Here is a 25767-nt window from a genome sequence, read left to right as displayed (position 1 = left end):
AGCAAAACGCCCCACTAGGGGGCGTCTTGAGTGGTTATCCACAGAGTAAATTACGCCTCGGCTTTTTTGGTAGCCGCTTCGATTTTACGTGTGATGTACCACTGTTGAGAGATCGACAATACGTTGTTGACCACCCAGTACAGCACCAGACCAGCTGGGAACCACAAGAAGAAGAAGGTGAAGATGATCGGCATCATTTTCATCACTTTGGCCTGCATCGGGTCCGGCGGAGTCGGGTTCAAGCGTTGCTGGATAAACATGGTCGCGCCCATGATGATCGGCAGGATAAAGAACGGGTCTTTGATCGACAGGTCGGTTATCCACAGCATGAACGGAGCCTGACGCATTTCTACGCTTTCCAGGAGTACCCAGTACAGCGACAGGAACACCGGCATCTGCACCAGAATCGGCAAGCATCCACCCAGCGGGTTGATCTTCTCTTTCTTGTACAGCTCCATCATGGCTTGCGACATTTTCTGCCGATCATCGCCATGCTGTTCTTTCAGTGCAGCCAACTTTGGCGCCACTGCACGCATACGCGCCATCGACTTGTAGCTGGCTGCCGACAGAGGGAAGAAAAGCCCTTTGATCAGCATGGTCAGGAAGATGATCGACCAGCCCCAGTTACCGACGATGCTGTGGATATGTTGCAACAGCCAGAAGATCGGCTGGGCAATGAACCACAGGAAGCCATAATCCACAGTCAGTTCCAGACCTGGGGACAACTCTTTCAATACGGCCTGGCTTTTAGGGCCGGCGTACAGGGTAGCGCTGGTTTCAGCCTTGGCGCCTGGAGCGACGGTCAACGCCGGGCCAGTGAAGCCAATGATGTAGTTGCCCTGGCTGTCCTTGCGGGTTTGAACCAGGTTCGCGTCACCCTTGTTCGGGATCCAGGCGGTCACGAAATAGTGCTGCAGCCACGCTACCCAGCCACCTTGGACGGTTTCTTTCAGCGTGCCCTTGTCGATATCTTTCATCGACACTTTTTTGTACGGCTCGTTACTTGTCCACAGGGCGGCGCCCAGGTAAGTCGCGGTGCCGGTGGCGGTGCTGGAAGACGGATCGGAGCTGGCGTCACGCTTGAGCTGGGCAAACAGGTTGCCGCTCCAGGCTTTGTCGCTGGTGTTGTCGATCAGGTAAGTGACCTTCAAATCGTACAAACCGCGGGTAAAGCTGAAACGCTTGATGTAGTTGACGCCGTCGAGGCTGAATTTCAGGTCGACGTTCAACTGGTTCTGGCCGTCTGCCAGTTGATAAGTCTTCTGTTCGGTCGAATAAACCGGACGACCGGTAGCACGTGCATCCGGACCATTGGTGCCGGTCAGGCCGCTTTGCGCCAGATAAGTACGTTCACCGCCGTTATCGAACAGTTGGAACGGCACATCCGGATGGTCTTGGCGACGTGGATAAAGCGGCAGCTTCAGCTGTGCGATATCACCACCCTGTGGGTCGATAGCCAGGTCGAGCACATCCGTTTTCACGTGGATGAGGTCTTTGTTGGTGACCACTGGCGTTTCTAACGGGGCACTTGTCTCGCCATTCGCGCTGGGAACATCGGCACTCGCGGACGCATTGTTACCCAGCGGGGTGTCCGCAATTGCCGGCGCAGCCTGATTGGTAGCAACATTCTGAGTCGGCAGGGCAGCCTGACCGTAGTCCTGGTTCCATTTAAGGACCATGACATAGGACACGATTGCCAGGGCGACGATCAGGATTGTGCGTTTAATATCCATGATTACTCGGCCATCGAAGAAGAACGGGAGGTAGGGATAGGTGGAACCGGGTCATAACCACCGGGATTCCACGGATGACAGCGACCTAAACGACGAAAGGTCAGCCAGCCACCGCGCAGAAGACCATGATTTTCTATGGCCTCTAACGCGTAGCAGGAACAACTGGGGTAGAAACGACAGTGGCTGGCCATCAGGGGACTAATGGCATAGCGATAAAACTGGATCGGAACGATTGCCAGTTTACGCATCAAGGCTGTCTACCCCTACAGTTTCGGTGCTGACTGCTGGTGCTGGCTTGTGGGTACGCGCCAAACGTTTCCAGAGCTTGCCGAAATGCTGAATCAATTCGGGGTTTTCTACATCACCCAAGCCTTTGCGCGCGACGATAACAATATCCCAACCAACCAGAGTGTCCTGGTGGAGGCGAAACGATTCGCGCATCAGACGCTTGAGGCGATTGCGCTCAACGGAGAGCTTTACGCTCTTCTTGCCGATCACTAACCCGAGACGGGGGTGATCAAGATCGTTGTTACGCGCAAGGAGCAGGAGATTTTTCCCCGGAACCTTGCCGGTGGGGGAGTCAAAGACTGCCTTGAAATGCCGGGGGGTTAGCAGACGCTTTTCCCGACTGAAGTCCTGACTCACCACCAGTACCGGATTATCAAACTGCCAGACGCGCACGACCTTTGGCGCGGCGACGCGACAGGACAGCACGGCCGTTCTTGGTAGCCATGCGAGCACGGAAGCCGTGAGTACGGGCGCGTTTGATGGTGCTTGGTTGGAAAGTACGTTTCATGGCGTTGTTACCTGGTTCGTCCACAACGGGCCGGAATGGCCCCCGTTTTAAGAGACCGGCGATTCTAGAGAAAGCAAGCCTCTAGGTCAATTTCCAACCAGCTTTTCCTTCAATTAGATCGCTAAGGGCCAAAGCGGCCTTTTCCATGCGCTCGCCTTTGGAGTGCAGAGCCATAGATATAAAAATAAAGAAGGAAGGTATTTAAAGCTTTTTTGTAAAGCTTATAAAAGCTAGAGAGGCCATCGCCTGTGGATAACTGCCTTTAGGCCTTATTCCACCTGCTGTACAGAGAATGACAACACGGGGGAGAAACGGTGCTCTGCCTGTGCTGCGCTGTCGGATAAGCTGTGTGTGGAATAGGGTTTTATCCACAGGCCAGTTACCCACAGACTTTCGACCCCACTTGTACAACGAGCTCAGGGGCGCTTATCCACAGAGCTTATGCACAGACCATTGGTCGCCTTTTTTAGGCATAAGGCGTTGATTTTGGCCGGTCTGTGAGCAACCTACATGTGGATAAGTGGACGGCTGGCCGCTACAATGGCGGCTGTTTTTGCCTCACCGGCTTTCAACTTAGGGGATATCCGTGTCAGTGGAACTTTGGCAGCAGTGCGTGGAGCTTTTGCGCGATGAACTGCCTGCCCAGCAATTCAACACCTGGATCCGTCCGCTACAGGTCGAAGCCGAAGGCGACGAGTTGCGTGTCTACGCACCCAATCGTTTTGTTCTCGACTGGGTCAACGAGAAGTACCTGAGCCGCGTTCTCGAATTGCTCGATGAACACGGCAACGGCCTCGCGCCCGTGCTCTCCTTATTAATAGGCAGCAAACGTAGCTCGGCACCGCGTGCTGCGCCGAATGCTCCGTTGGCTGCCGCCGCGTCTCAGGCCCAGGCGGTTTCGGCACCGGTCAGCAACACGCCGGTTACCGCGCCCACAGCTGCTACATCGTCGACACAAAAGAGCGCGCCTGAGCACGAAGAGCCGTCCCGCGACAGCTTTGATCCGATGGCCGGTGCCAGCTCTCAGCAAGCCCCGGTACGCGCCGAACAGCGCACCGTGCAGGTAGAAGGCGCGCTTAAGCACACCAGCTACCTGAACCGCACCTTTACCTTCGAGAACTTTGTCGAAGGTAAGTCCAACCAGTTGGCTCGCGCCGCTGCCTGGCAAGTCGCGGATAACCCCAAACATGGTTACAACCCGCTCTTCCTTTACGGGGGGGTCGGTTTGGGTAAGACCCACTTGATGCACGCTGTGGGTAACCATCTGTTAAAGAAGAACCCGAATGCCAAGGTCGTGTACCTGCACTCGGAGCGCTTCGTGGCTGACATGGTCAAAGCCTTGCAGCTCAATGCAATCAACGAGTTCAAGCGGTTCTACCGCTCCGTGGATGCCTTGCTCATCGATGACATTCAATTCTTCGCCCGTAAGGAACGTTCCCAGGAAGAGTTTTTCCACACCTTCAACGCCCTGCTCGAAGGTGGCCAGCAGGTCATCTTGACGAGCGACCGTTATCCGAAGGAAATCGAAGGCCTGGAAGAACGCTTGAAATCTCGTTTCGGCTGGGGACTCACCGTTGCCGTAGAGCCGCCGGAGTTGGAAACCCGAGTTGCGATCCTGATGAAAAAGGCCGACCAGGCCAAGGTCGATCTGCCGCACGACGCCGCCTTCTTCATCGCCCAACGCATTCGTTCCAACGTGCGTGAGCTGGAGGGCGCGCTCAAGCGGGTCATCGCACACTCGCACTTCATGGGCCGCGACATCACCATCGAGTTGATTCGTGAGTCCCTCAAGGACCTGCTGGCACTGCAAGACAAGCTGGTGAGTGTGGATAACATCCAGCGCACCGTGGCCGAGTACTACAAGATCAAGATTTCCGACCTGTTGTCCAAGCGCCGTTCGCGCTCGGTAGCACGTCCACGGCAGGTGGCCATGGCCCTTTCCAAGGAGCTGACCAACCACAGCCTGCCGGAAATCGGTGATGTGTTTGGCGGTCGCGACCACACCACGGTCTTGCACGCCTGCCGCAAGATCAACGAACTTAAGGAATCCGACGCGGATATTCGCGAGGACTACAAGAACCTGCTGCGTACACTGACTACGTGATGACACCAGCGCAGCTTATTAAGGCAAGGGACTAGACCATGCATTTCACCATTCAACGCGAAGCCCTGTTGAAACCCCTGCAACTGGTCGCAGGCGTCGTCGAGCGCCGACAGACCTTGCCGGTGCTTTCCAACGTATTGCTGGTTGTAGAAGGCCAGCAATTGTCCTTGACCGGTACCGACCTTGAAGTCGAGCTGGTTGGCCGTGTGCAACTGGAAGAGCCCGCCGAACCTGGCGAGATCACCGTGCCGGCGCGCAAGCTGATGGATATCTGCAAAAGCCTGCCGAACGATGCGCTGATCGACATCAAGGTTGATGAGCAGAAGTTGGTGGTCAAGGCCGGGCGCAGTCGGTTCACCCTGTCGACTTTGCCGGCCAATGATTTCCCAACCGTCGAAGAAGGCCCGGGATCGCTGACCTGCAGCCTGGAGCAAAGCAAGCTGCGCCGTTTGATCGAGCGCACCAGTTTCGCCATGGCTCAACAGGACGTACGTTACTACCTCAACGGTATGCTGCTGGAAGTCTCCGAAGGCGTTATCCGCGCCGTTGCAACCGACGGTCACCGTCTGGCGATGTGCTCGATGCGTGCCGATATTGGCCAGCCGGATCGCCACCAGGTGATCGTGCCGCGCAAGGGTATCCTCGAATTGGCGCGCCTGCTGACCGAGCCCGACGGCAACGTCAGCATCGTGCTGGGTCAGCATCACATTCGCGCCACCACTGGCGAGTTCACCTTTACGTCCAAGCTGGTTGACGGCAAGTTCCCGGATTACGAACGCGTGTTGCCTAAAGGCGGTGACAAACTGGTGATCGGTGATCGTCAAGCCTTGCGCGAAGCGTTCAGCCGTACGGCGATCCTTTCCAACGAAAAGTACCGTGGCATTCGTCTGCAACTGGCCAACGGTCAGCTTAAAATCCAGGCCAATAACCCGGAGCAGGAAGAGGCGGAAGAAGAAGTGGGCGTCGACTACAACGGCGGCTCGCTGGAAATCGGCTTCAATGTGAGCTACTTGCTGGACGTACTGGGAGTCATGACCACCGAGCAGGTTCGCCTGATTCTGTCGGACTCCAACAGCAGTGCCTTGGTACAGGAATCCGATAACGACGACTCGGCTTACGTTGTTATGCCGATGCGCCTGTAATCATGCTCAGCAGAAGCTAGATGTCCCTCAGTCGCGTCTCGGTCACCGCGGTGCGCAATCTGCACCCGGTGACCTTCTCCCCCTCCCCCCGCATCAATATCCTCCACGGCGCCAATGGCAGTGGCAAAACCAGCGTGCTGGAAGCCATCCATTTGCTGGGGCTCGCTCGTTCCTTTCGCAGTGCACGGCTGTTACCGGTTATCCAGTACGAGCAATTGGCGTGCACGGTATTTGGTCAAGTTGAGCTGGCTGAGGGTGGGCACAGCAGCTTGGGGATATCCCGTGACCGTGGCGGAGAGTTCAAAATTCGCATCGATGGGCAAAATGCTCGTAGTGCTGCGCAACTGGCAGAAATCCTGCCGCTGCAACTGATCAACCCTGACAGCTTTCGTCTGTTGGAAGGTGCGCCGAAAATCCGCAGGCAATTCCTCGATTGGGGTGTGTTCCACGTGGAACCACGTTTCATGGCTACCTGGCAGCGCCTGCAGAAGGCCCTTCGGCAGCGGAACTCGTGGCTGCGGCATGGTACACTTGACGCCGCTTCGCAGGCGGCCTGGGACCGAGAGCTGTGCCTGGCCAGCGACGAAATAGATGAATACCGCCGCGCCTACATCAAAGCCTTGAAACCAGTCTTTGAACAGACCTTGAGTGAGTTGCTGGATCTCGAGGGCCTTACGCTGAGCTACTACCGTGGTTGGGACAAAGAGCGTGAACTGAGTGCAGTGCTCGCCACTTCCTTGCAACGGGATCAGCAAATTGGGCATACCCAGGCCGGCCCCCAACGTGCCGATTTGCGTCTTAGGTTAGGCGCTCATAACGCCGCGGATATCTTGTCCCGTGGCCAGCAAAAGTTGGTGGTGTGCGCATTGCGTATTGCCCAGGGCCACTTGGTGAGTCTGTCCCGACGCGGTCAGTGTATTTATCTGGTGGATGACTTGCCGTCCGAACTCGACGAGCAACACCGCCGCGCGTTATGCCGCTTGTTGGAAGACTTACGCTGCCAGGTGTTTATCACCTGTGTAGACCACGAATTATTGAGGGAAGGCTGGCAGACGGAAACGCCAGTCGCTTTGTTCCACGTGGAACAAGGCCGTATCACCCAGACCCACGACCATCGGGAGTGAAGGCATGAGCGAAGAAAACACGTACGACTCGACCAGCATTAAAGTGCTGAAAGGTTTGGATGCCGTACGCAAACGTCCCGGTATGTACATTGGCGACACTGATGACGGTAGCGGTCTGCACCACATGGTGTTCGAGGTGGTCGACAACTCCATCGACGAAGCTCTGGCCGGTCACTGCGACGACATCAGCATCATCATCCACCCGGACGAATCCATTACTGTTCGTGACAACGGTCGCGGCATCCCGGTAGATGTGCATAAAGAGGAAGGCGTTTCGGCGGCAGAGGTCATCATGACCGTGCTCCACGCCGGCGGTAAGTTCGACGACAACTCCTATAAAGTCTCCGGCGGTTTGCACGGCGTGGGTGTGTCGGTGGTGAACGCACTGTCGGAAGAGCTGATCCTGACCGTGCGCCGTAGCGGCAAAATCTGGGAACAGACCTATGTTCACGGTGTTCCACAAGAACCGATGAAGATCGTCGGTGACAGTGAAACCACCGGTACCCAGATCCACTTCAAGCCCTCGGCTGAAACCTTCAAGAATATTCACTTCAGCTGGGACATCCTGGCCAAGCGCATTCGTGAACTGTCGTTCCTCAACTCCGGTGTGGGTATCGTCCTCAAGGACGAGCGCAGCGGCAAGGAGGAACTGTTCAAGTACGAAGGTGGCCTGCGTGCGTTCGTTGAATACCTGAACACCAACAAGACAGCGGTCAACCAGGTGTTCCACTTCAACATCCAGCGTGAAGACGGCATCGGCGTCGAAATCGCCCTGCAGTGGAACGACAGCTTCAACGAGAACCTGTTGTGCTTCACCAACAACATTCCTCAGCGTGACGGCGGTACTCACCTGGTGGGTTTCCGTTCCGCACTGACGCGTAACCTGAACACCTATATCGAAGCTGAAGGCTTGGCCAAGAAGCACAAAGTCGCGACCACCGGTGACGATGCACGCGAAGGCCTCACCGCGATTATCTCGGTGAAAGTGCCGGATCCTAAGTTCAGTTCCCAGACCAAAGACAAGCTGGTGTCCTCCGAAGTGAAGACCGCAGTGGAACAGGAGATGGGCAAGTACTTCTCCGACTTCCTGCTGGAGAACCCGAACGAAGCCAAGCTGGTTGTCGGCAAGATGATCGACGCGGCGCGCGCCCGTGAAGCAGCGCGTAAAGCCCGTGAAATGACCCGACGTAAAGGCGCTTTGGATATCGCTGGCCTGCCGGGCAAACTGGCCGACTGCCAGGAGAAGGACCCTGCCCTCTCCGAACTGTACCTGGTGGAAGGTGACTCTGCAGGCGGTTCCGCCAAGCAAGGTCGTAACCGTCGCACCCAGGCTATCCTGCCGTTGAAGGGTAAGATTCTCAACGTCGAGAAGGCACGCTTCGACAAGATGATTTCGTCCCAGGAAGTCGGCACCTTGATCACGGCGTTGGGCTGCGGTATCGGCCGTGATGAGTACAACATCGATAAGCTGCGCTATCACAACATCATCATCATGACCGATGCTGACGTCGACGGTTCGCACATCCGTACCCTGCTGCTGACCTTTTTCTTCCGTCAGTTGCCGGAGCTGATCGAGCGTGGCTACATCTACATCGCTCAGCCGCCGTTGTACAAAGTGAAAAAGGGCAAGCAAGAGCAATACATCAAAGACGACGACGCCATGGAAGAGTACATGACGCAGTCGGCCCTGGAAGATGCCAGCCTGCACTTGAACGATGAAGCCCCCGGCATTTCCGGTGAGTCGCTGGAGCGTCTGGTCAACGATTTCCGCATGGTGATGAAGACCCTCAAGCGTCTGTCGCGTCTATACCCTCAGGAGCTGACCGAGCACTTCATCTACCTGCCGGCCGTAAGCCTGGAGCAACTGGGCGATCACGCTGCGATGCAGGATTGGCTGGCCCAGTACGAAGTACGCCTGCGCACCGTCGAAAAATCCGGCCTGGTTTACAAAGCCAGCTTGCGTGAAGACCGTGAACGTAACGTGTGGCTGCCAGAGGTCGAACTGATCTCCCACGGCCTGTCGAACTACGTCACCTTCAACCGCGACTTCTTCGGCAGTAATGACTACAAGACCGTCGTAACCCTGGGCGCCCAACTGAGCACCTTGCTGGACGACGGCGCTTATATTCAACGGGGCGAGCGCAAGAAGCAGGTCAAGGAATTCAAGGAAGCCCTCGACTGGCTGATGGCTGAAAGCACCAAGCGCCATACCATTCAACGATACAAAGGGCTGGGTGAAATGAACCCGGATCAATTGTGGGAAACCACCATGGATCCCGCGCAGCGTCGCATGCTTCGCGTGACTATCGAGGATGCCATTGGCGCAGACCAGATCTTCAACACCCTGATGGGTGATGCGGTCGAGCCTCGCCGTGACTTCATTGAAAGCAATGCCCTGGCGGTTTCTAACCTGGACTTCTGATCAGTCGCAACCTGCCACAACAAAAAGGCCAACGCTTAGCGTTGGCCTTTTTTATTACATAAAAAACGCGGGTTATTAGAATGCTCCACGTGGAACATCTGCCCGTTTTTAGCCATTGGTTCCCGTCGCGACGCTCTCCAATCGGTACCCGTACCCATAGATCGTCAACAACTGCCAACCTCTATCTGCGGTGAGGCCAAGCTTGTTGCGCAAGCGATAGATGTGGGTGTCCAACGGCCTGGACGACACCATTTCTTCGTGCGTCCAGAACCGCTCGTACAGATATTCGCGGGACAGCGGCCGAGCCAGGTTGGCAAACAGGCAGCTGGCAAGGCGGTACTCGCGCTCAGTAAGGTTGATGGGTTTACCAGCACGTGTGACGGTCAATTCCGCGTCGTCGAAGGTCAAGTCGTTGAAGCTCTGCACCTCATGGGTTGCTGATTTCTGCAGGCCGTGCCGACGCAGAACAGCGGTGACCCGGGCCTTCAGTTCATTCGGGCGAAAAGGCTTGCTGACGTAATCGTCGGCGCCGCTGTTCAGTGCGGTGACGATATCGCTCTCGGCATCGCGGCTGGTCAGCATGATCACCGCCGGTGGCGATTCCATGTGTTCACGGGTCCAGCGCAGCAGTGCAATGCCGGTGATATCAGGTAGTTGCCAATCGAGTATCAGCAGGTCGAAGGTTTCACGACGTAATTGGCGCAACAGGTCTTCACCGCGTTCGAAGCAATGCAGGGACCAAGGCTGTTCGGCGGTGCTGGGGATTTGTCGCAGTGTCTGTTCCACCCGGCGCAATTCCGCGGGTTCGTCATCCAGTATTGCGACACGCATGGGAGGGTCCTTTCTTTTTGAAGAGTCGGCAGTCATTGGCCTATTTCGATTGAAGGCGCTTACTGCATAGATGCCGGTCGGTGAATCTGAAGAATTGTGTTCGGATTCGTCGACCCCTCGGATCTCTCGGTACGCTGGATCAATACGCGATTAACCCATTAAAAGTCCTTGATACCTCGCAAGGAAAGATACCGGCTCCGGACCGTAAGGAAAAGGATCAGCCGACGCGTGCGCTGTCGTAAACTCCTGTGCCCTGTGAGTGGATGTCTATCGGAATTCCCGCTGTTCTGAACATCGAGCCGGATAGTTTTCCATCGTTTGAAAAATGAGCTTCACTTGGGCACAAAGCGTCGTTCTATGACATGGGGTGTCGGCTGACGGCGGTCACCGCCTTGAGGGGGAAACGGGTCTATGCCATTTACTACCATTCGCCAACAGCACAGGCGCACTGACCGATGATGCTTTGGGGCAAAGCCGAAAAACGTCAACCTACCCACGCCCAGCGTTTGTTCCGGGGCCTGGTACGTGAGTGGTTGTGGATAGGTTTGCTGCTGCTGCCGATCACTGCCTATCTCTCGATGAGCCCCGGCCTTGCCCTGAACAACCCGCTATACAACAGTCTTCGCCGTGTGGCCCCACTGCCGATGGACCCGCGCATCTTGCTGGTGACCATCGACGACTCCAGCTTGAAAAAGCTCGGCCAATGGCCCTGGCCCCGTAGCCTGCATGCCGACCTGATTGACCGCCTGAGCGCCGCGCAGCCAGCTGCAATTTTGTTCGATGTGATTTTCAGCGAACCCGGCGACCCTACTCGTGACAAACGCCTGGCCGACGCGGTATGCAACGCAGGTAATGTGCTGTTGCCTCTGGCCCGTGATGATTCCATCAGCTACGGCCAATCCGACGCACAGATGCTGCCGCTGCTCAAATGTGCCAAAGGGGTCGGGCATATCAATGTGGAGGCGGACAGCGATGGAGTGGTGCGCAGCCTGTACCTGCGCGAAGGTCCACCGGACGCCATGGCCCCTCAATTGGCGTGGCTGGCCTTTGCCATGAGCGGCCAACCGTCGCAGATGCCGGGGCAGTCCGAGCAGCCGAACGGCCAGGACTGGCACCGCGATCATGCCGTTCGAATCCCGTTTATCGACCCTGACACTCATTTTTCGAGTGTGTCGTATGTCAGCGTATTAAGCGGGGAGATCCCTCCAGAACAACTGCGCAACCGCCTGATTCTGGTGGGTGCAACAGCGTCGGGGATGGGCGAGCGCTTTGTCACACCGCTTTCGCCTTTGGCGGGTACTACGGCGGGGGTGGAAATCCAGGCCAACGTACTCAATGGTTTGCTGCAGGGGCGCAGCATCGTGGATCTGCCTAGGTGGCTCTCGGCCGTGATGGCAACGTCATGGGTGGCGTTGTTGCTGGGTCTGCTGCTGTACCGTGCACGCTATGCGCTGTGGATGACCATGGGATGCATGATTGCGGCGTTGGTCGTGTCCGCCCTGCTGTTGCGGTTGGGCCACTGGTGGCCGCCCGCGGCCTGCTTGATCGGCTTGCTGCTCAGCTACTTGATCTGGAATTGGCGCCGTCTCAGCGTAATCCTCGCCTACTTCGGCTGGGAATTGGCGCGTCTGGATGACGAGCCCAAGGTCTTGCCTGAACGCCGCCGCGCACCTGCGAGCAACGGGGATGTATTGCAGGACCGTATCTTTGCCCTTGAGCAAGCGGTCAGTCGTACGCGAGACACCCGACGCTTTATGGCCGATGGGCTGGAATGCCTGCCTGTCGCGACGCTGATCGCGGACACCCAAGGCAATATCCTGCTGGCTAACCGTATTGCGCGCGACGTGTTCGGCAATGAGCTGGTCAGTCAAAACCTCCTGGAGCAGTTGGTTGACCTCGGTTATCCACCCTTGCACAACGGCGTGCGCCCTGCCCTGTCGGCGTTGGCGCTCGTCGAGTTTCGCGATATCCACCAGCGCAGCCTGCGCATGGAGCTGGCTCCGTTATTGCCTGCCGAAGGTGATGTAGCGCTGGGATGGCTGTTGAGCCTCACTGACTTGAGTAAGGAACGCGAGGCGCAGCAACACCGCGAAACCATGTTGCGCTTTCTTTCCCACGACCTGCGTGCGCCGCATTCGGCGATCCTTGCGCTGCTGGATGTGCACAACGCTGAGTCGCCGGTATTTGCCCTGATCGAGCAGCAGGTACGTCGTGCCTTGAGCCTGACTGAGTCGTTCGTCCAACTGGCTAAAGCCGAAGCCGATGGCTACCAGTTTCAACCGACGCTGTTCGCCATGCTGGTGATGGATGCCTTTGACCAAGTGGCGCTGATCGCCCAGCTCAAGGGCATTCATCTGGTTCATGATCTGGATGAGGCTGATGAAGGGATGGTCTGTGCTGACCAATCGCTACTCACGCGCGCGTTGTTCAACGTGCTGGAAAATGCCATCAAATATTCCCCATCAGGTACTACCGTGAGGTTGCGGCACGGCAGCGCGCAAGGCTGGTTGGAATGTCGCATCAGCGATCAGGGGCCAGGGATAGCAGCCAAGGATTTACCGGAGTTGTTCAGCCAGTACAAGCGCTTCGATTCGGCCCAGGGCAGTGAAGGGCTGGGGTTGGGGCTGACCATGGTCAAGGCGGTCGTGGAACGTCACGGAGGGCGTGTGGAGTGTGAAAGCGCAGTGGGCAAAGGCACCACGTTCAGTCTGCAGTTGCCGTTGCTGGATGACTGCTGAAACGTGCTGTTCGGCTGTGTATAAAAAACCGGTCACAAGGACCGGTTTTTTTATGAGGAAAAACTTATGCACGTTTTCCGGAATTTTATGACCTTGAGAAATATGTATGTAAATCAGCGCGTTATGAACAAAAAAAGCCAATTTGCCAACAAAGCGTACACAGGTTATCCACAGTTGCTCATACCACCGGTGTATCCACCACCACCGGTTCCGGCGGGAGGGAACCCATGGCCCGTTGCTGCGCTTCATTCCAGGCCTGGGCACGCTCATTCAGCGTGGCAATGGCGCGTGGGCCCTCGCCTTCTGCGTACATGGGTTCGCCAATCACCACGGTGATGGTGCCTTCGCGTTTTGCCCAGCCGGTTTTCGGCCAGAATTTACCGGCGTTATGCGCAATCGGTAACACCGGCAGGTGAGCGTTAACCGCCAACGCCGTACCGCCGCGGGAGAATTTGCCCACGGTACCAAAGGGCACCCGTGTACCTTCCGGGAAGATCAGTACCCACACGCCATCCTTGAGCAGCTCGTCACCCTTCTTGGCCACATGCTTGAGCGCCGCCTTGGGGTTGTCCCGGTCGATGGCGATAGGACGCAACATGGCCATGGCCCAGCCGAAGAACGGCACATACAGCAGCTCGCGCTTGAGCACCTGGCTCAGGGGCGAGAAGTACGCCGAGAGAAAGAATGTTTCCCAGGTGCTCTGGTGGTTCGACAGAATCACGCAGGGCTGGTCCGGGACGTTTTCAGCGCCCTTGATCTCGAAACGAATGTTCAGGAACACCTTGGTCAGCCACAACGCGCAGCGGCACCAATAAACGTTGATAAAGCGATAGCGCGCCTTGAACGGCAAAAACGGCGCAATAAAAAAGCTCAGGGTGCACCAGAGAAGCGAACTGGTGCCCAGCAGCAGGTAAAAGAAAAAGGTTCTGATGGCCTGCAAGATCGACATGGCGGCATTTACCGTTGCGGGACACGGCCCGCCTGTTGAAAAGCGCACTCCCGAACAATCCTTGATCAGGAAGTCGAGGGCAGCTAGTTGTTGATAAGTTCTGCGGCAACTGCCGCAAGATCGTCAAAAATCAATGTGCCTACCGGCAGGTTTTTCGCCTGGGTCTTCTCGCCTTTTCCGGTTTTTACCAAAACGGGTTGAGAGTCGACGGCGTTGGCCGCCTCCAGGTCACCGAGGCTGTCCCCGACGAACCATATCCCAGCTAGCGGCACGTTGTAATGTTCTGCAATGGTTTTCAACATGCCCGGTTTGGGCTTGCGGCAATCGCAGCCCTCATCCGGCCCGTGGGGGCAGTAAACCACCAGCCCCACCTCACCGCCCTGCTCCGCCACTAACGTGCGCAAGCGCGCGTGCATGGCGTCCAGGGTGGCAATGTCGTAGTAGCCACGGGCAATGCCGGACTGGTTGGTGGCGATGGCCACGGTCCAGCCGGCCTTGCTCAACTGCGCGATGGCCTCGATCGAGCCGGGCAGTGGAATCCACTCCGCCACCGACTTGATGTAAGCGTCGGAGTCGTAATTGATCACCCCGTCCCGATCGAGAATCAGCAGTTTCAACATGGGTCAGCTCAGCGTCGAGATGTCAGCGATGTTGACGAACAAGCCACGCAGACGCGCCAGCATGGCGTAGCGGTTTTTCCGCACGCCGGCATCTTCGGCATTGATCATCACCGCTTCAAAGAACGCATCCACCGGCTCACGCAAGGTGGCCAGGCGCGCCAGGGCTTCGGCGTAGTTGCGTTCGGCAATCAGCGGCTTCACTGCGTTTTCTGCCTTGGCGATGGCCGAGTTCAGCGAGAACTCCTTGGCATCGGCAAACAGGCCTGGGTCTACGTCGGCATTGCCCAGGCCTTCGGCCTTGCTCAGCAGGTTCGACACACGTTTGTTCACGGCGGCCAGCGCATCGGCTTCCGGCAGTTTGCGGAACGCTTGCACGGCTTGCACACGCTGATCGAAATCCAGCGCCGAAGCCGGTTGCAGGGCACGTACCGACAGGTAGACGGAAACGTCCACGCCTTCGTCTTCATAACGCGCACGCAGGCGGTCGAACACAAACTCCAGCACTTGCTCAGCCAGGCCGGCTTGCTTGACCTTGGCGCCGAACTGGCCGACGGCGAACACCACGGCCTGGGTCAGGTCGAGGTCGAGTTTTTTGTCGATCAGGATACGCAGCACGCCCAAGGCCGCGCGACGCAGGGCATAGGGGTCTTTGCTGCCGGTAGGCAGCATGCCGATACCGAAGATGCCGACCAGGGTGTCCAGTTTGTCGGCGATGGCCACGGCCGCACCGGTGAGGGTGGTCGGCAGTTCGGCGCCGGCACCGCGCGGCATGTACTGCTCGTTAAGCGCCAGGGCGACATCATCCGCCTCGCCGTCGTTGAGGGCGTAGTAGTAGCCGGCAACGCCTTGCATCTCAGGGAATTCGCCAACCATCTCGGTGGCCAGGTCGCACTTGGACAGCAAGCCCGCACGCGCGGCCCAGGCTGCGTCACCACCAATGCGCGGGGCAATGTAGGCCGCCAGCTTGGAAACACGTACGGCCTTGTCGTAGACGCTGCCGAGTTTTTCCTGGAACACCACGTTTTGCAGGCGCAGGTTGAAGTCTTCGAGCTTCTGCTTCTTGTCTTGCTTGAAGAAAAACTCGGCGTCGGTCAGGCGCGGGCGAACGACTTTCTCGTTACCGGCGATGATCTGCTGCGGGTCCTTGCTCTCGATGTTGGCCACGGTGATAAAGCGCGGCAGCAACTTGCCGTCCACGTCCAACAGGCAGAAGTACTTCTGGTTGTCCTGCATGGTGGTGATCAGGGCTTCCTGCGGCACGTCGAGGAAACGCTCTTCGAACGAGCACACCAGTGGCACCGGCCACTCGACCAGCGCGGTCACTTCGTCAAGCAGGCTTGGCGGCACGATGGCGGTGCCTTCCTGCAGACGGGCCAGCTCTTCGGTGCGCTTGCTGATCAGCTCGCGACGCTCGTTGGCATCCGCCAGCACATAGGCTGCACGCAAATCGCTGAGGTAGTTGGCCGGCGAGGTAATACGCACGCTTTGCGGATGATGGAAGCGGTGACCACGGGAGTCACGGCCAGCCTTCTGGGCGAGGATGGTGCAATCGATGACCTGGTCACCGAGCAGCATCACCAGCCACTGGGTTGGGCGTACAAACTCTTCCTTGCGGGCACCCCAGCGCATGCGCTTGGGGATAGGCAGGTCATTCAGGGAATCTTCGACGATAGTCGGCAACAGGCTGGCGGTGGGCTTGCCGGTGATGACCTGGCTGAAGCGCAGTTTCGGACCGCTTTGGTCGATCTCGCTCAGCTCCACGCCACACTTCTTGGCAAAACCAAGGGCGGCCTGGGTTGGGTTGCCATCGGCGTCGAACGCGGCCTGGCGCGGTGGGCCGTCGAGGTTGATGCTGCGGTCCGGCTGCTGGGTTTCCAGCGCGGTCAGCAATACCGCCAGGCGGCGCGGCGCGGCGTAGACCTTCTTGGCTTCAAATTTCAGGCCGGCGGTGTGCAGGCCTTTTTCGATACCGGCCAGGAATGCCTCGGCCAAGGTATTGAGCGCCTTGGGTGGCAGCTCTTCAGTGCCCAGTTCAACCAGGAAATCTTGAGCACTCATTGTGCAGCCTCCAGCTTAGCCAACACTTCATCACGCAGGTCCGGGGTGGCCATCGGGAAGCCCAGCTTGGCGCGAGCCAGCAGGTAGGCTTGGGCGACGGAACGTGCCAGGGTGCGTACACGCAGGATGTATTGCTGGCGCGCGGTCACCGAGATGGCACGGCGAGCATCCAGCAGGTTGAAGGTATGGGACGCCTTCAACACCATTTCATAGCTCGGCAACGGCAGCGGCTGGTCGAGTTCGATCAGGCGCTTGGCTTCGCTTTCATAGAAATCGAACAGTTCGAACAGCTTGTCGACGTTGGCGTGTTCGAAGTTATAGGTCGATTGCTCCACTTCGTTCTGGTGGAACACGTCGCCGTAGGTCACTTTGCCGAACGGGCCGTCAGCCCACACCAGGTCGTAGACCGAGTCCACGCCTTGCAGGTACATGGCCAGGCGCTCCAGGCCGTAGGTGATTTCGCCGGTCACCGGGTAGCACTCGATGCCGCCCGCTTGCTGGAAGTAAGTGAATTGCGTCACTTCCATGCCATTGAGCCAGACCTCCCAGCCCAGGCCCCAGGCGCCCAGGGTTGGCGATTCCCAGTTGTCTTCGACGAAACGGATGTCGTGGACCAGTGGGTCCAGGCCGACATGTTTCAACGAGCCCAGGTACAGTTCCTGGAAGTTGTCCGGGTTCGGCTTCAGTACTACCTGGAACTGGTAGTAGTGCTGCAGACGGTTCGGGTTTTCGCCGTAGCGGCCGTCAGTCGGGCGGCGACTGGGTTGCACATAAGCGGCGTTCCAGGTTTCCGGGCCGATGGCCCGCAGGAAGGTAGCGGTGTGGAAAGTGCCGGCGCCTACTTCCATATCGTAGGGCTGAAGTACCACACAACCTTGCTCGGCCCAGTATTGCTGGAGGGCGAGGATCAAGTCTTGGAAGGTACGCACGGCTGGCGTAGGCTGGCTCACGAAATTCACCTGTTACTTGGGCTGCGATTTAAAGAGCGGGAGTATACCCGATTCGGCCCCGCCACCACTCCCTGGAGCCTTATGCCACGCTGCTTTTGGTGTTCTGAAGATCCGCTGTACATGGCTTATCACGATCAAGAGTGGGGAACGCCGCTGCGCGATGCGCAGGGTTTGTTCGAGTTGCTTTTACTCGAAGGGTTCCAGGCGGGCCTGTCCTGGATCACCGTTTTACGCAAACGCGAGCATTATCGAAAGGTCTTGTTCGGGTTCGATGCGCACCGCCTGGCGCGCTTGAGCGATGCCGAGATCGAAGCTCTGATGCTCGATCCGGGCATCGTGCGTAACCGTCTCAAGCTCAACGCCACCCGGCGCAACGCCGCCGCCTGGCTGGCGTTGGAAGATCCGGTGGGCTTGCTCTGGTCGTTCGTCGGCGGGGTGCCCAAGGTCAACCACTTCAAGGACCGCAGCGAAGTCCCGGCGATTACGCCAGAGGCTGAAGCGATGAGCAAAGCGCTGAAAAAAGCCGGCTTCACCTTCGTTGGGCCCACCATCTGCTACGCGTTCATGCAGGCTTCGGGCATGGTCATGGACCACACTCAGGACTGCGACCGTTACGCGGACTTGGCCAACGCCGGTTAGAATGCGCGTTTTGCGCACCACACACGATCAGGAGTGACCTGTGGAAAAGTTAAAAGGCGCCTTGCTGGTAGGCGCTCTGCGGTTGTTTGCGCTGCTGCCCTGGCGGGCCGTCCAAGCCGTCGGCACGGCCATCGGCTGGGTCATGTGGAAAACCCCCAACCGCTCCCGCGACACCGTGCGGATCAACCTTTCCAAATGCTTCCCGAACATGGACTCGGCCGAGCGCGAACGTCTGGTGGGCCGCAGCCTGATGGACATCGGCAAGTCCCTGACCGAAAGCGCCTGCGCCTGGATCTGGCCGGCCCAGCGTTCCATCGACCTGGTGCGCGAAGTTGAAGGCCTGGAGGTGCTGCACGAAGCCCTGGCCTCGGGCAAGGGCGTGGTCGGCATCACCAGCCACCTGGGCAACTGGGAGGTGTTGAACCACTTCTATTGCAGCCAGTGCAAACCGATCATTTTCTACCGCCCGCCCAAGCTCAAGGCGGTGGATGAATTGCTGCGCAAGCAACGCGTGCAACTGGGTAACCGCGTGGCCGCGTCGACCAAGGAAGGCATCCTCAGTGTCATCAAGGAAGTGCGCAAAGGCGGCCAGGTGGGCATTCCAGCGGATCCTGAACCGGCCGAATCCGCCGGGATCTTCGTGCCGTTCTTTGCCACCCAGGCGCTCACCAGCAAGTTCGTGCCGAACATGCTCGCTGGCCACAAGGCCGTAGGCGTATTCCTGCACGCGCTGCGCCTGCCCGACGGTTCCGGCTACAAAGTGATCCTGGAGGCGGCACCGCAAGACATGTACAGCACCGACACCGCCACGTCCTGCGCGGCGATGAGCAAGGTGGTGGAGCGTTATGTCGGCGCCTACCCGAGCCAGTACATGTGGAGCATGAAACGCTTCAAGAAACGCCCGCCGGGTGAAGCGCGGTGGTACTGACCCACTGCTGACCCAAAGCCAATACAAAACCAAATGTGGGAGGGGGCAAGCCCCCTCCCACATTTTTCGATCTGCTTAGGCCTGGCGGTCGAGTTTCTTCAGGAACACCGTCATTTCTTTTTCGGCTTGTTTGTCGCCATGGGCCTGGGCCGCTTCGATACCCTTCTCCCACGCCTGTCGCGCTGCGGCGTTATCACCCTGCCCCAACTGCGCCTTGCCCAACAACTTCCACGCCGCCGAATACTTCGGATCAAACTCGACGCATTTGCTTAGATGCGCCGCCGCCTTGGCGTTGTCCTTCAGGTCCAGATAACCCTTGCCCAGCCCAAAGCGCAGCAGCGAGTTATCCACACCCTTGGCGAGCATTTTTTCCAGGGATTCGAGCATGTCGGTCACTCCGTTTGATCAGAAAAAGCTCAACCCCACGTGGAACAGTTTCTCCACATCGCGGATATGTTTCTTATCCACAAGGAAAAGGATCACGTGGTCACCGGTAGCGATCACGGTATCGTCGTGGGCAATGATCACTTCTTCATCACGAATGATCGCGCCGATGGTCGTGCCCGGTGGCAGGCCAATGTCACGGATGGCCTTGCCGATCACCTTGCTCGACTTTGAATCACCATGGGCGATCGCCTCGATGGCTTCCGCCGCGCCCCGGCGCAGGGAGTGCACGCTGACGATATCGCCACGGCGTACGTGGGCGAGCAAGGTGCCGATAGTCGCCAGTTGGGGGCTGATGGCGATGTCGATGTCGCCACCCTGGATCAAGTCGACGTACGCCGGGTTGTTGATGATGGTCATCACCTTCTTCGCCCCCATCCGCTTGGCCAGCAATGACGACATGATGTTGGCTTCGTCATCGTTGGTCAGGGCCAGGAAGATATCGGCGTCGGCGATGTTTTCTTCCATCAGCAGGTCGCGGTCCGAGGCACTGCCCTGCAATACGACGGTGCTGTCGAGGGTGTCGGACAAATGCCGGCAGCGCGCAGGGCTCATCTCGATGATCTTCACCTGGTAGCGGCTTTCGATCGCCTCGGCCAGGCGCTCGCCGATCTGCCCGCCACCGGCGATAACGATGCGTTTGTAGTTCTCGTCGAGGCGGCGCATTTCGCTCATCACCGCACGAATATTCGCCTTGGCGGCGATGAAAAATACTTCGTCGTCAGCCTCGATCACGGTATCGCCCTGGGGCAGGATCGGCCGGTCACGTCGGAAAATTGCCGCGACGCGGGTTTCCACATTTGGCATGTGTTCGCGCAGCTGGCGCAGTTGCTGGCCCACCAATGGGCCGCCGTAATAGGCCTTCACCGCCACCAGTTGCGCCTTGCCGCCGGCGAAGTCGATCACCTGCAAGGCGCCGGGGATTTCGATCAGGCGCTTGATGTAGTGAGTCACCACTTGTTCCGGGCTGATCAGCACGTCCACCGGAATCGCGTCGTTGTCGAACAGGCCGGCGCGGGTCAGGTAGGCCGCTTCGCGTACCCGGGCAATCTTGGTGGGGGTGTGGAACAGGGTGTGGGCGACCTGGCAGGCGACCATATTGGTTTCGTCGCTGTTGGTCACGGCGACCAGCATGTCGGCGTCGTCGGCACCAGCCTGGCGCAGCACCGTCGGGAACGATGCGCGGCCCTGCACGGTGCGGATATCCAGGCGGTCACCGAGGTCTCGCAGGCGCTCGCTGTCGGTGTCGACCACGGTAATGTCATTGGCCTCGCTGGCCAAATGTTCAGCCAGTGTGCCGCCAACCTGCCCTGCTCCAAGGATGATGATTTTCATCCGGTCACTCCCTTAAAACCATTCAGCCGCGCGCGGCGGCGATCTTGATCAGTTTGGCGTAGTAGAAGCCATCATGCCCGCCTTCCTGCGCCAGCAACTGGCGGCCGTGGGGCTGCTTGATGCCGGCGGCCGTGGCGAGGTCCAGTTCCCGCGCGCCGCTGGTGCGGGCGAGGAAGGCTTCGATCACCTCGGTGTTTTCGGTGGGCAAGGTCGAGCAGGTGGCGTAAAGCAGAATGCCGCCGACTTCCAGGGTCGGCCACAGCGCGTCGAGCAGTTCACCTTGCAGCACGGCCAGGGCGGCGATGTCGTCGGGCTGGCGCGTGAGTTTGATGTCCGGGTGGCGGCGGATCACACCGGTGGCGGAGCACGGTGCGTCGAGCAGGATGCGCTGGAAGGGTTTGCCGTCCCACCAGGTGGCCGTGTCGCGGCCATCGGCGGCAATTAGTTCGGCATCCAGGCCCAGGCGTGCGAGGTTTTCTCGCACACGCACCAGGCGTTTGGCTTCCAGATCGACGGCGACTACGCCGGCCAGGCCTTTTTCGACCTCCAGGATGTGACACGTCTTACCGCCCGGGGCGCAGCAGGCATCGAGTACCCGCTGACCTGGGGCGAGATCGAGCAGGTCGGCGGCGAGCTGCGCGGCTTCGTCCTGCACACTGATCCAGCCTTCGGCAAAGCCCGGCAGGCTGCGTACATCAGCGGCGGCTTCGAGCACGATGCCGTCGGTGCTGAACACGCAAGGCGTGGCGTTGATACCGGCCGCGGTCAGCAATTGCAGGTACGCATCGCGGCTGTGATGGCGACGGTTGACCCGCAGAATCATTGGCGGGTGCGCATTGTTGGCCGCACAAATCGCTTCCCACTGCTCAGGCCAGAATGCCTTGAGAGATTTTTGCAGCCAGCGCGGGTGGGCGGTGCGCACCACCGGGTCATGCTCCAGCTCGGCCAGCAGTGCTTCGCTTTCGCGCTGGGCGCGGCGCAGCACGGCGTTGAGCAGGGCCTTGGCCCAGGGCTTTTTCAGCTTGTCGGCGCAACCGACGGTTTCGCCGATGGCGGCGTGAGCCGGCACGCGGGTGTAGAGCAACTGATACAGACCCACCAGCAGCAACGCTTCCACATCGGCGTCCGCCGCCTTGAACGGCTTTTGCAGCAGCTTGGCCGCCAGCGCCGACAAGCGCGGCTGCCAACGGGCGGTACCAAAGGCCAGGTCCTGGGTGAAGCCGCGATCACGGTCTTCAACCTTGTCCAACTGCGTGGGCAGCGAACTGTTCAGCGAAGCTTTGCCATTGAGTACAGCGGCGAGAGCCTTGGCGGCAGCCAGACGTGGGTTCATTGCGCAGCCACCCCGAGTACGGTGCCAAGGGCAAATTTCTCACGACGGCTGTTGAACAAATCGCTGAAATTCAGCGCCTTGCCACCGGGCAATTGCAGGCGCGTCAGGCACAGTGCCTGTTCACCGCAGGCGACCAACAGGCCGTCCTTGCTGGCGCCAATGATCTCGCCGGGGGCGCCTTTGCCGTCGGCCAGGGTCGCGGTCAGTACTTTCAGGGCTTCGCCGTTCAGGGTGCTATGGCAGATCGGCCACGGGTTGAACGCGCGCACCAAACGCTCCAGCTCCACCGCCGGGCGGCTCCAGTCGAGGCGTGCTTCGTCTTTGTTCAATTTGTGGGCGTAGGTGGCCAGGCTGTCATCCTGCACTTCGCCTTCCAGGGTGCCGGCAGCGAGACCGGCGATGGCCTGGATCACGGCAGGTGGGCCCATTTCAGCCAGGCGGTCATGCAGGCTGCCGCCGGTGTCTTCGGCGGTGATCGCCGTGGCGACTTTGAGTAGCATCGGGCCAGTGTCCAAGCCCGCCTCCATGCGCATCACGGTCACACCGCTTTCGCTGTCACCCGCCTCCACCGCGCGCTGGATCGGCGCCGCACCGCGCCAGCGTGGCAGCAGCGAGGCATGGCTGTTGATGCAACCCAGGCGCGGGATGTCCAGCACCACCTGCGGCAGGATCAAACCGTAGGCCACCACCACCAGCAGGTCGGGCTTGAGCGCGGCCAGCTCGGCCTGGGCCTCGGCGTTGCGTAAGGTCGGTGGCTGCAGCACAGCAATGTTGTGTTCAAGCGCCAGTTGCTTGACCGGGCTCGGCATCAGTTTTTGCCCGCGACCGGCCGGGCGATCCGGCTGGGTGTACACCGCGACGATGTCATAAGGGCTGGCAAGCAGCGCCTTGAGGTGTTCGGCGGCAAATTCGGGTGTACCGGCAAAAACAATGCGCAGTGGCTCGGTCATGGGAGGTCTCGGTTAAAAGCAGTCACAAAAGAAAAAGGCTTGCCGCAGCAAGCCTTTGGAAGGAGGGCATCAAGCTTGCTGGCGATGCTTTTTTTCCAGCTTCTTCTTGATCCGGTCGCGCTTGAGTGTGGACAGGTAATCCACAAACAGCTTGCCGTTGAGGTGGTCGCATTCGTGCTGGATGCACACCGCCAGCAGGCCTTCGGCAATCAGCTCGAACGGCTTGCCGTCGCGGTCCAGCGCCTTGATCTTCACGCGCAACGGGCGCTCCACATTCTCGTAGAACTCCGGCACCGAAAGGCAACCTTCCTGGTACTCGCCCATCTCTTCGGTCAGTGGTTCGAACTCGGGGTTGATGTATACCCTCGGTTCGCTGCGATCCTCGGACAGGTCCATGACCACGACGCGCAAATGCACGTTGACCTGGGTGGCGGCGAGGCCGATGCCCGGCGCTTCATACATTGTTTCAAACATGTCATCGACCAACTGACGAACCTTGTCGTCCACTACGGCCACCGGTTTGGCGATCGTGCGCAGGCGCGAGTCGGGGAATTCGAGGATGTTCAAAATAGCCATAAGCGTAATTGCTGCACATGTGAGGTAGAGGCAAATCGGCGGTGGGATGGACCCACATGGCCGGTGTGAAACGCCCCAAAGCCGCGAAGGCTCTGGCATTTCACGCGAACGCACATAATAAAGGAGATTCACCCCATGAGGAAATCGCTACTCGTCTTGCTGCTGTGGGCGCCGTTCGCAATGGCCCTGCTGCCGCCGCCCGGCCAGCGTCTGGATCAACCGACGCAACAGGCCATCCAGCGCTTTTTACTGCATAACCGCATTCTCGATACACCGCAGGACCTGGACCGCGCGCCCTACATCGTCGCGGCGGGCGCCGGTCATGTGTTGGGCGCCAATGATGAGCGTGTGTACGCCAGGGGCAACCTGGACCCGACTCAGCCCAGCTATGGGATCTTTCGCCGAGGCAGGGTTTATACCGACCCGGAGACCCAGGAGCTGCTGGGCCTCAACGTCGACGATATCGGCAGCGCACGCTTTGTGAATGCCGGCGATCTGAGCACCCTGGCCGTGCAGCGGGCCACCCGGGAGATACGCCCCGGCGACCGTCTGCTCCATGCCCTGGCGCCCATTGAGTTGGCACATGTGCAAGCGCTCAAGCCTGCGCCCTTCGTCCAGGGGCAGATTATCGACATTCCCAAAGGCGTTACCCAAATCGGCGTGCTCGACGCCATCACCCTGAACAAAGGCCGGCGCGACGGTCTGGTCGAAGGCCAGCTGCTGACCGTGATCAAGACCGGCGCCACCGTGCGCGACACGCTCACGAATGCGCCCGTAACACTGCCCGACGAGCGCGCCGGCACTCTGCTGGTGTTCCGCACGTTTGAAAAGCTCAGCTACGGCCTGGTGCTCAGCGCATCGCATCCGCTGGCGGTGTTGGACCGTTTCGAGACGGTTCGTCAATCGCAATAAATAGCCTGCTAAATAAGTTACCAACAGAGTTATCCACAGCTTGTTCCGGTCAAGGATGATCCGATGTATCCGACAAACAGCCACCCAATTTCCCCGTCAGAACTGGAAGCACGGCTACGCCTGCACAGGCTCCCGGAACTGGGGCCCAAGCGTTTTCGCTTATTGATCGAAGCGTTCGGCAGCGCTTCAAAAGCCATCAGTGCCCCCGCCAGTGCCTGGCGTGCGCTGGGCTTGCCAACCCTCAGCGCCGAAGCTCGGCGCAGCCCTGAAATACGCGACGGTGCCAGCGAGGCATTGGCTTGGCTGGCGCGCCCGGCCCAGCATTTGTTGATGTGGGACCAACCTGAGTACCCCGCGCTGCTGGCGCAGATCGACGATGCACCGCCGCTGTTGTTCGTCGCCGGCGACCCCGCAATCCTGGAAAAACCGCAACTGGCGATGGTCGGCAGTCGCCGTGCCTCGCGCCCCGGCATGGACACCGCCGCGGCGTTTTCCCGCAGCCTGGCGAGTGCCGGTTTTGTCATCACCAGCGGCTTGGCCCTGGGCATTGATGGCGCGGCGCATCAAGCGGCGTTGGATGTGGGAGGCCACACAATCGGCGTACTGGGCACGGGGCTGGAAAATTTTTATCCACAGCGCCACCGACGGCTTGCTGCCGCGATGATTGCCCAAGGCAGCGCGGTGGTTTCCGAGTTCCCGTTGGACGCCCCGCCCCAGGCCAGTAACTTTCCCCGGCGTAATCGGATCATCAGTGGCCTGTCCCTGGGCGTATTGGTGGTGGAAGCCAGCATGGCCAGCGGCTCGTTGATCACCGCAAAACTGGCCGCCGAGCAGGGGCGTGAGGTGTATGCGATCCCAGGTTCGATTCATCATCCCGGTGCCAAGGGCTGTCACCAGTTGATCCGCGAGGGCGCGACGCTGGTGGAGACCATCGAGCACATTCTCGAAGGTTTACGCGGCTGGCAGGCCTTGTCGCGTCCGGCCCCGTTGCCGGTGACGCACCCACTGGTGGCGCTGCTGCACGCCGCCCCCCACACCAGTGAAGCCTTGGCGATTGCCAGCGGGCGGCCGTTGTCTCAGGTGTTGGCGAACCTCACGGAGTTGGAGCTGGAAGGCCAGGTGATCTGCGAAAGCGGGCGCTGGGTTGCGCGCTGTCAGCTTTTGTAGCGACTCGTTTTATTGG

The 25767-nt window shown here is 59.1% G+C and carries 23 protein-coding genes; 9 read left to right on the top strand and 14 right to left on the bottom strand.

Annotated elements, in window-relative coordinates; all coding sequences use genetic code 11:
• Positions 1-50: 50 nt before the first annotated feature.
• From yidC to rpmH, 4 genes are read right to left on the bottom strand one after another with little or no spacing between them, the layout of a single operon-like run.
• Positions 51-1733 carry a membrane protein insertase YidC gene (gene yidC, locus AB4N98_RS12535; RefSeq protein WP_017528677.1) on the bottom strand — a complete coding sequence of 561 codons (1683 nt, stop codon included), beginning with the start codon at positions 1731-1733 and terminating at the stop codon, positions 51-53.
• A 2-nt stretch (positions 1734-1735) separates the two neighbouring features.
• Positions 1736-1981, bottom strand: a complete 246-nt coding sequence (yidD, locus tag AB4N98_RS12530; RefSeq protein WP_019816912.1) for a membrane protein insertion efficiency factor YidD — start codon at positions 1979-1981, stop codon at positions 1736-1738.
• Positions 1974-2381, bottom strand: a complete 408-nt coding sequence (gene rnpA / locus AB4N98_RS12525; protein ID WP_020302575.1) for a ribonuclease P protein component — start codon at positions 2379-2381, stop codon at positions 1974-1976. The genes yidD and rnpA overlap by 8 nt, the downstream gene beginning before the upstream one ends.
• A gap of 13 nt (positions 2382-2394) precedes the next feature.
• Positions 2395-2529: a 50S ribosomal protein L34 gene (gene rpmH, locus AB4N98_RS12520; protein WP_003213577.1), complete on the bottom strand. Its 135-nt coding sequence runs from the start codon at positions 2527-2529 to the stop codon at positions 2395-2397.
• A 586-nt stretch (positions 2530-3115) separates the two neighbouring features.
• Between rpmH and dnaA the strand changes: the two genes are divergently transcribed.
• The 4 genes from dnaA to gyrB are packed head-to-tail and all read left to right on the top strand — an operon-like array spanning position 3116 to position 9321.
• Positions 3116-4633 (top strand): chromosomal replication initiator protein DnaA, encoded by a 1518-nt coding sequence (gene dnaA, locus AB4N98_RS12515; RefSeq protein ID WP_068936353.1) that lies wholly within the window; start codon positions 3116-3118, stop codon positions 4631-4633.
• A gap of 38 nt (positions 4634-4671) precedes the next feature.
• Entirely contained in the window at positions 4672-5775 is a 1104-nt protein-coding gene (dnaN, locus tag AB4N98_RS12510) for a DNA polymerase III subunit beta (RefSeq protein ID WP_034139939.1), read from the top strand.
• Positions 5776-5795: 20 nt separating this feature from the next.
• Positions 5796-6899 carry a DNA replication/repair protein RecF gene (gene recF / locus AB4N98_RS12505; RefSeq protein ID WP_460149486.1) on the top strand — a complete coding sequence of 368 codons (1104 nt, stop codon included), beginning with the start codon at positions 5796-5798 and terminating at the stop codon, positions 6897-6899.
• A 4-nt stretch (positions 6900-6903) separates the two neighbouring features.
• On the top strand, positions 6904-9321 hold the full coding sequence (gyrB, locus tag AB4N98_RS12500) for a DNA topoisomerase (ATP-hydrolyzing) subunit B (protein WP_017528682.1): 2418 nt from the start codon (positions 6904-6906) through the stop codon (positions 9319-9321).
• 108 nt (positions 9322-9429) lie between these two features.
• On the opposite strand, the gene AB4N98_RS12495 is transcribed toward gyrB, so the two are convergent.
• Complete coding sequence (locus tag AB4N98_RS12495) at positions 9430-10152, bottom strand: response regulator transcription factor (protein ID WP_017528683.1); 723 nt, start codon at positions 10150-10152, stop codon at positions 9430-9432.
• Between the two features lie 455 nt (positions 10153-10607).
• Here AB4N98_RS12495 and AB4N98_RS12490 point away from each other — a divergent pair, with 455 nt between their 5' ends.
• Positions 10608-12890: a CHASE2 domain-containing protein gene (locus AB4N98_RS12490; RefSeq protein ID WP_017528684.1), complete on the top strand. Its 2283-nt coding sequence runs from the start codon at positions 10608-10610 to the stop codon at positions 12888-12890.
• Positions 12891-13068: 178 nt separating this feature from the next.
• Here the strand turns inward: AB4N98_RS12490 and AB4N98_RS12485 are convergent, their stop codons facing one another.
• From AB4N98_RS12485 to glyQ, 4 genes are all read right to left on the bottom strand, one after another.
• Positions 13069-13839 carry a lysophospholipid acyltransferase family protein gene (locus AB4N98_RS12485; protein WP_065879214.1) on the bottom strand — a complete coding sequence of 257 codons (771 nt, stop codon included), beginning with the start codon at positions 13837-13839 and terminating at the stop codon, positions 13069-13071.
• A gap of 83 nt (positions 13840-13922) precedes the next feature.
• Positions 13923-14459 (bottom strand): D-glycero-beta-D-manno-heptose 1,7-bisphosphate 7-phosphatase, encoded by a 537-nt coding sequence (gene gmhB / locus AB4N98_RS12480; RefSeq protein ID WP_017528686.1) that lies wholly within the window; start codon positions 14457-14459, stop codon positions 13923-13925.
• A 3-nt stretch (positions 14460-14462) separates the two neighbouring features.
• Positions 14463-16517, bottom strand: a complete 2055-nt coding sequence (gene glyS, locus AB4N98_RS12475; RefSeq protein WP_017528687.1) for a glycine--tRNA ligase subunit beta — start codon at positions 16515-16517, stop codon at positions 14463-14465.
• Positions 16514-17467: a glycine--tRNA ligase subunit alpha gene (gene glyQ, locus AB4N98_RS12470; RefSeq protein WP_003187265.1), complete on the bottom strand. Its 954-nt coding sequence runs from the start codon at positions 17465-17467 to the stop codon at positions 16514-16516. The genes glyS and glyQ overlap by 4 nt, the downstream gene beginning before the upstream one ends.
• Positions 17468-17548: 81 nt before the next feature.
• Here glyQ and AB4N98_RS12465 point away from each other — a divergent pair, with 81 nt between their 5' ends.
• Together AB4N98_RS12465 and AB4N98_RS12460 are read left to right on the top strand one after the other, a co-directional pair.
• Positions 17549-18106 carry a DNA-3-methyladenine glycosylase I gene (locus AB4N98_RS12465; protein WP_017528688.1) on the top strand — a complete coding sequence of 186 codons (558 nt, stop codon included), beginning with the start codon at positions 17549-17551 and terminating at the stop codon, positions 18104-18106.
• A gap of 40 nt (positions 18107-18146) precedes the next feature.
• On the top strand, positions 18147-19034 hold the full coding sequence (locus tag AB4N98_RS12460) for a lysophospholipid acyltransferase (RefSeq protein WP_017528689.1): 888 nt from the start codon (positions 18147-18149) through the stop codon (positions 19032-19034).
• Positions 19035-19109: 75 nt separating this feature from the next.
• Here the strand turns inward: AB4N98_RS12460 and AB4N98_RS12455 are convergent, their stop codons facing one another.
• The 5 genes from AB4N98_RS12455 to def form a co-directional block, all read right to left on the bottom strand.
• A complete protein-coding gene (locus AB4N98_RS12455; RefSeq protein ID WP_017528690.1) occupies positions 19110-19421 on the bottom strand; it encodes a tetratricopeptide repeat protein in 312 nt (103 codons plus the stop codon).
• 18 nt (positions 19422-19439) lie between these two features.
• Complete coding sequence (gene trkA / locus AB4N98_RS12450; RefSeq protein ID WP_017528691.1) at positions 19440-20813, bottom strand: Trk system potassium transporter TrkA; 1374 nt, start codon at positions 20811-20813, stop codon at positions 19440-19442.
• Between the two features lie 22 nt (positions 20814-20835).
• Positions 20836-22146 carry a 16S rRNA (cytosine(967)-C(5))-methyltransferase RsmB gene (gene rsmB / locus AB4N98_RS12445; protein WP_116078035.1) on the bottom strand — a complete coding sequence of 437 codons (1311 nt, stop codon included), beginning with the start codon at positions 22144-22146 and terminating at the stop codon, positions 20836-20838.
• Complete coding sequence (gene fmt, locus AB4N98_RS12440) at positions 22143-23096, bottom strand: methionyl-tRNA formyltransferase (protein ID WP_065879212.1); 954 nt, start codon at positions 23094-23096, stop codon at positions 22143-22145. The genes rsmB and fmt overlap by 4 nt, the downstream gene beginning before the upstream one ends.
• Positions 23097-23165: 69 nt before the next feature.
• Positions 23166-23672 (bottom strand): peptide deformylase, encoded by a 507-nt coding sequence (gene def / locus AB4N98_RS12435; protein WP_003187273.1) that lies wholly within the window; start codon positions 23670-23672, stop codon positions 23166-23168.
• A gap of 135 nt (positions 23673-23807) precedes the next feature.
• Between def and AB4N98_RS12430 the strand changes: the two genes are divergently transcribed.
• Positions 23808-24584, top strand: a complete 777-nt coding sequence (locus tag AB4N98_RS12430; protein WP_017528694.1) for a hypothetical protein — start codon at positions 23808-23810, stop codon at positions 24582-24584.
• 63 nt (positions 24585-24647) lie between these two features.
• Complete coding sequence (gene dprA / locus AB4N98_RS12425) at positions 24648-25751, top strand: DNA-processing protein DprA (protein ID WP_017528695.1); 1104 nt, start codon at positions 24648-24650, stop codon at positions 25749-25751.
• Positions 25752-25767: the final 16 nt, after the last annotated feature.

It is taken from the genome of Pseudomonas sp. S3_E10, from assembly GCF_054667615.1.
Note: the sequence above shows the minus strand (reverse complement) of the source record. Positions and strands in the feature narration are given on the sequence as shown.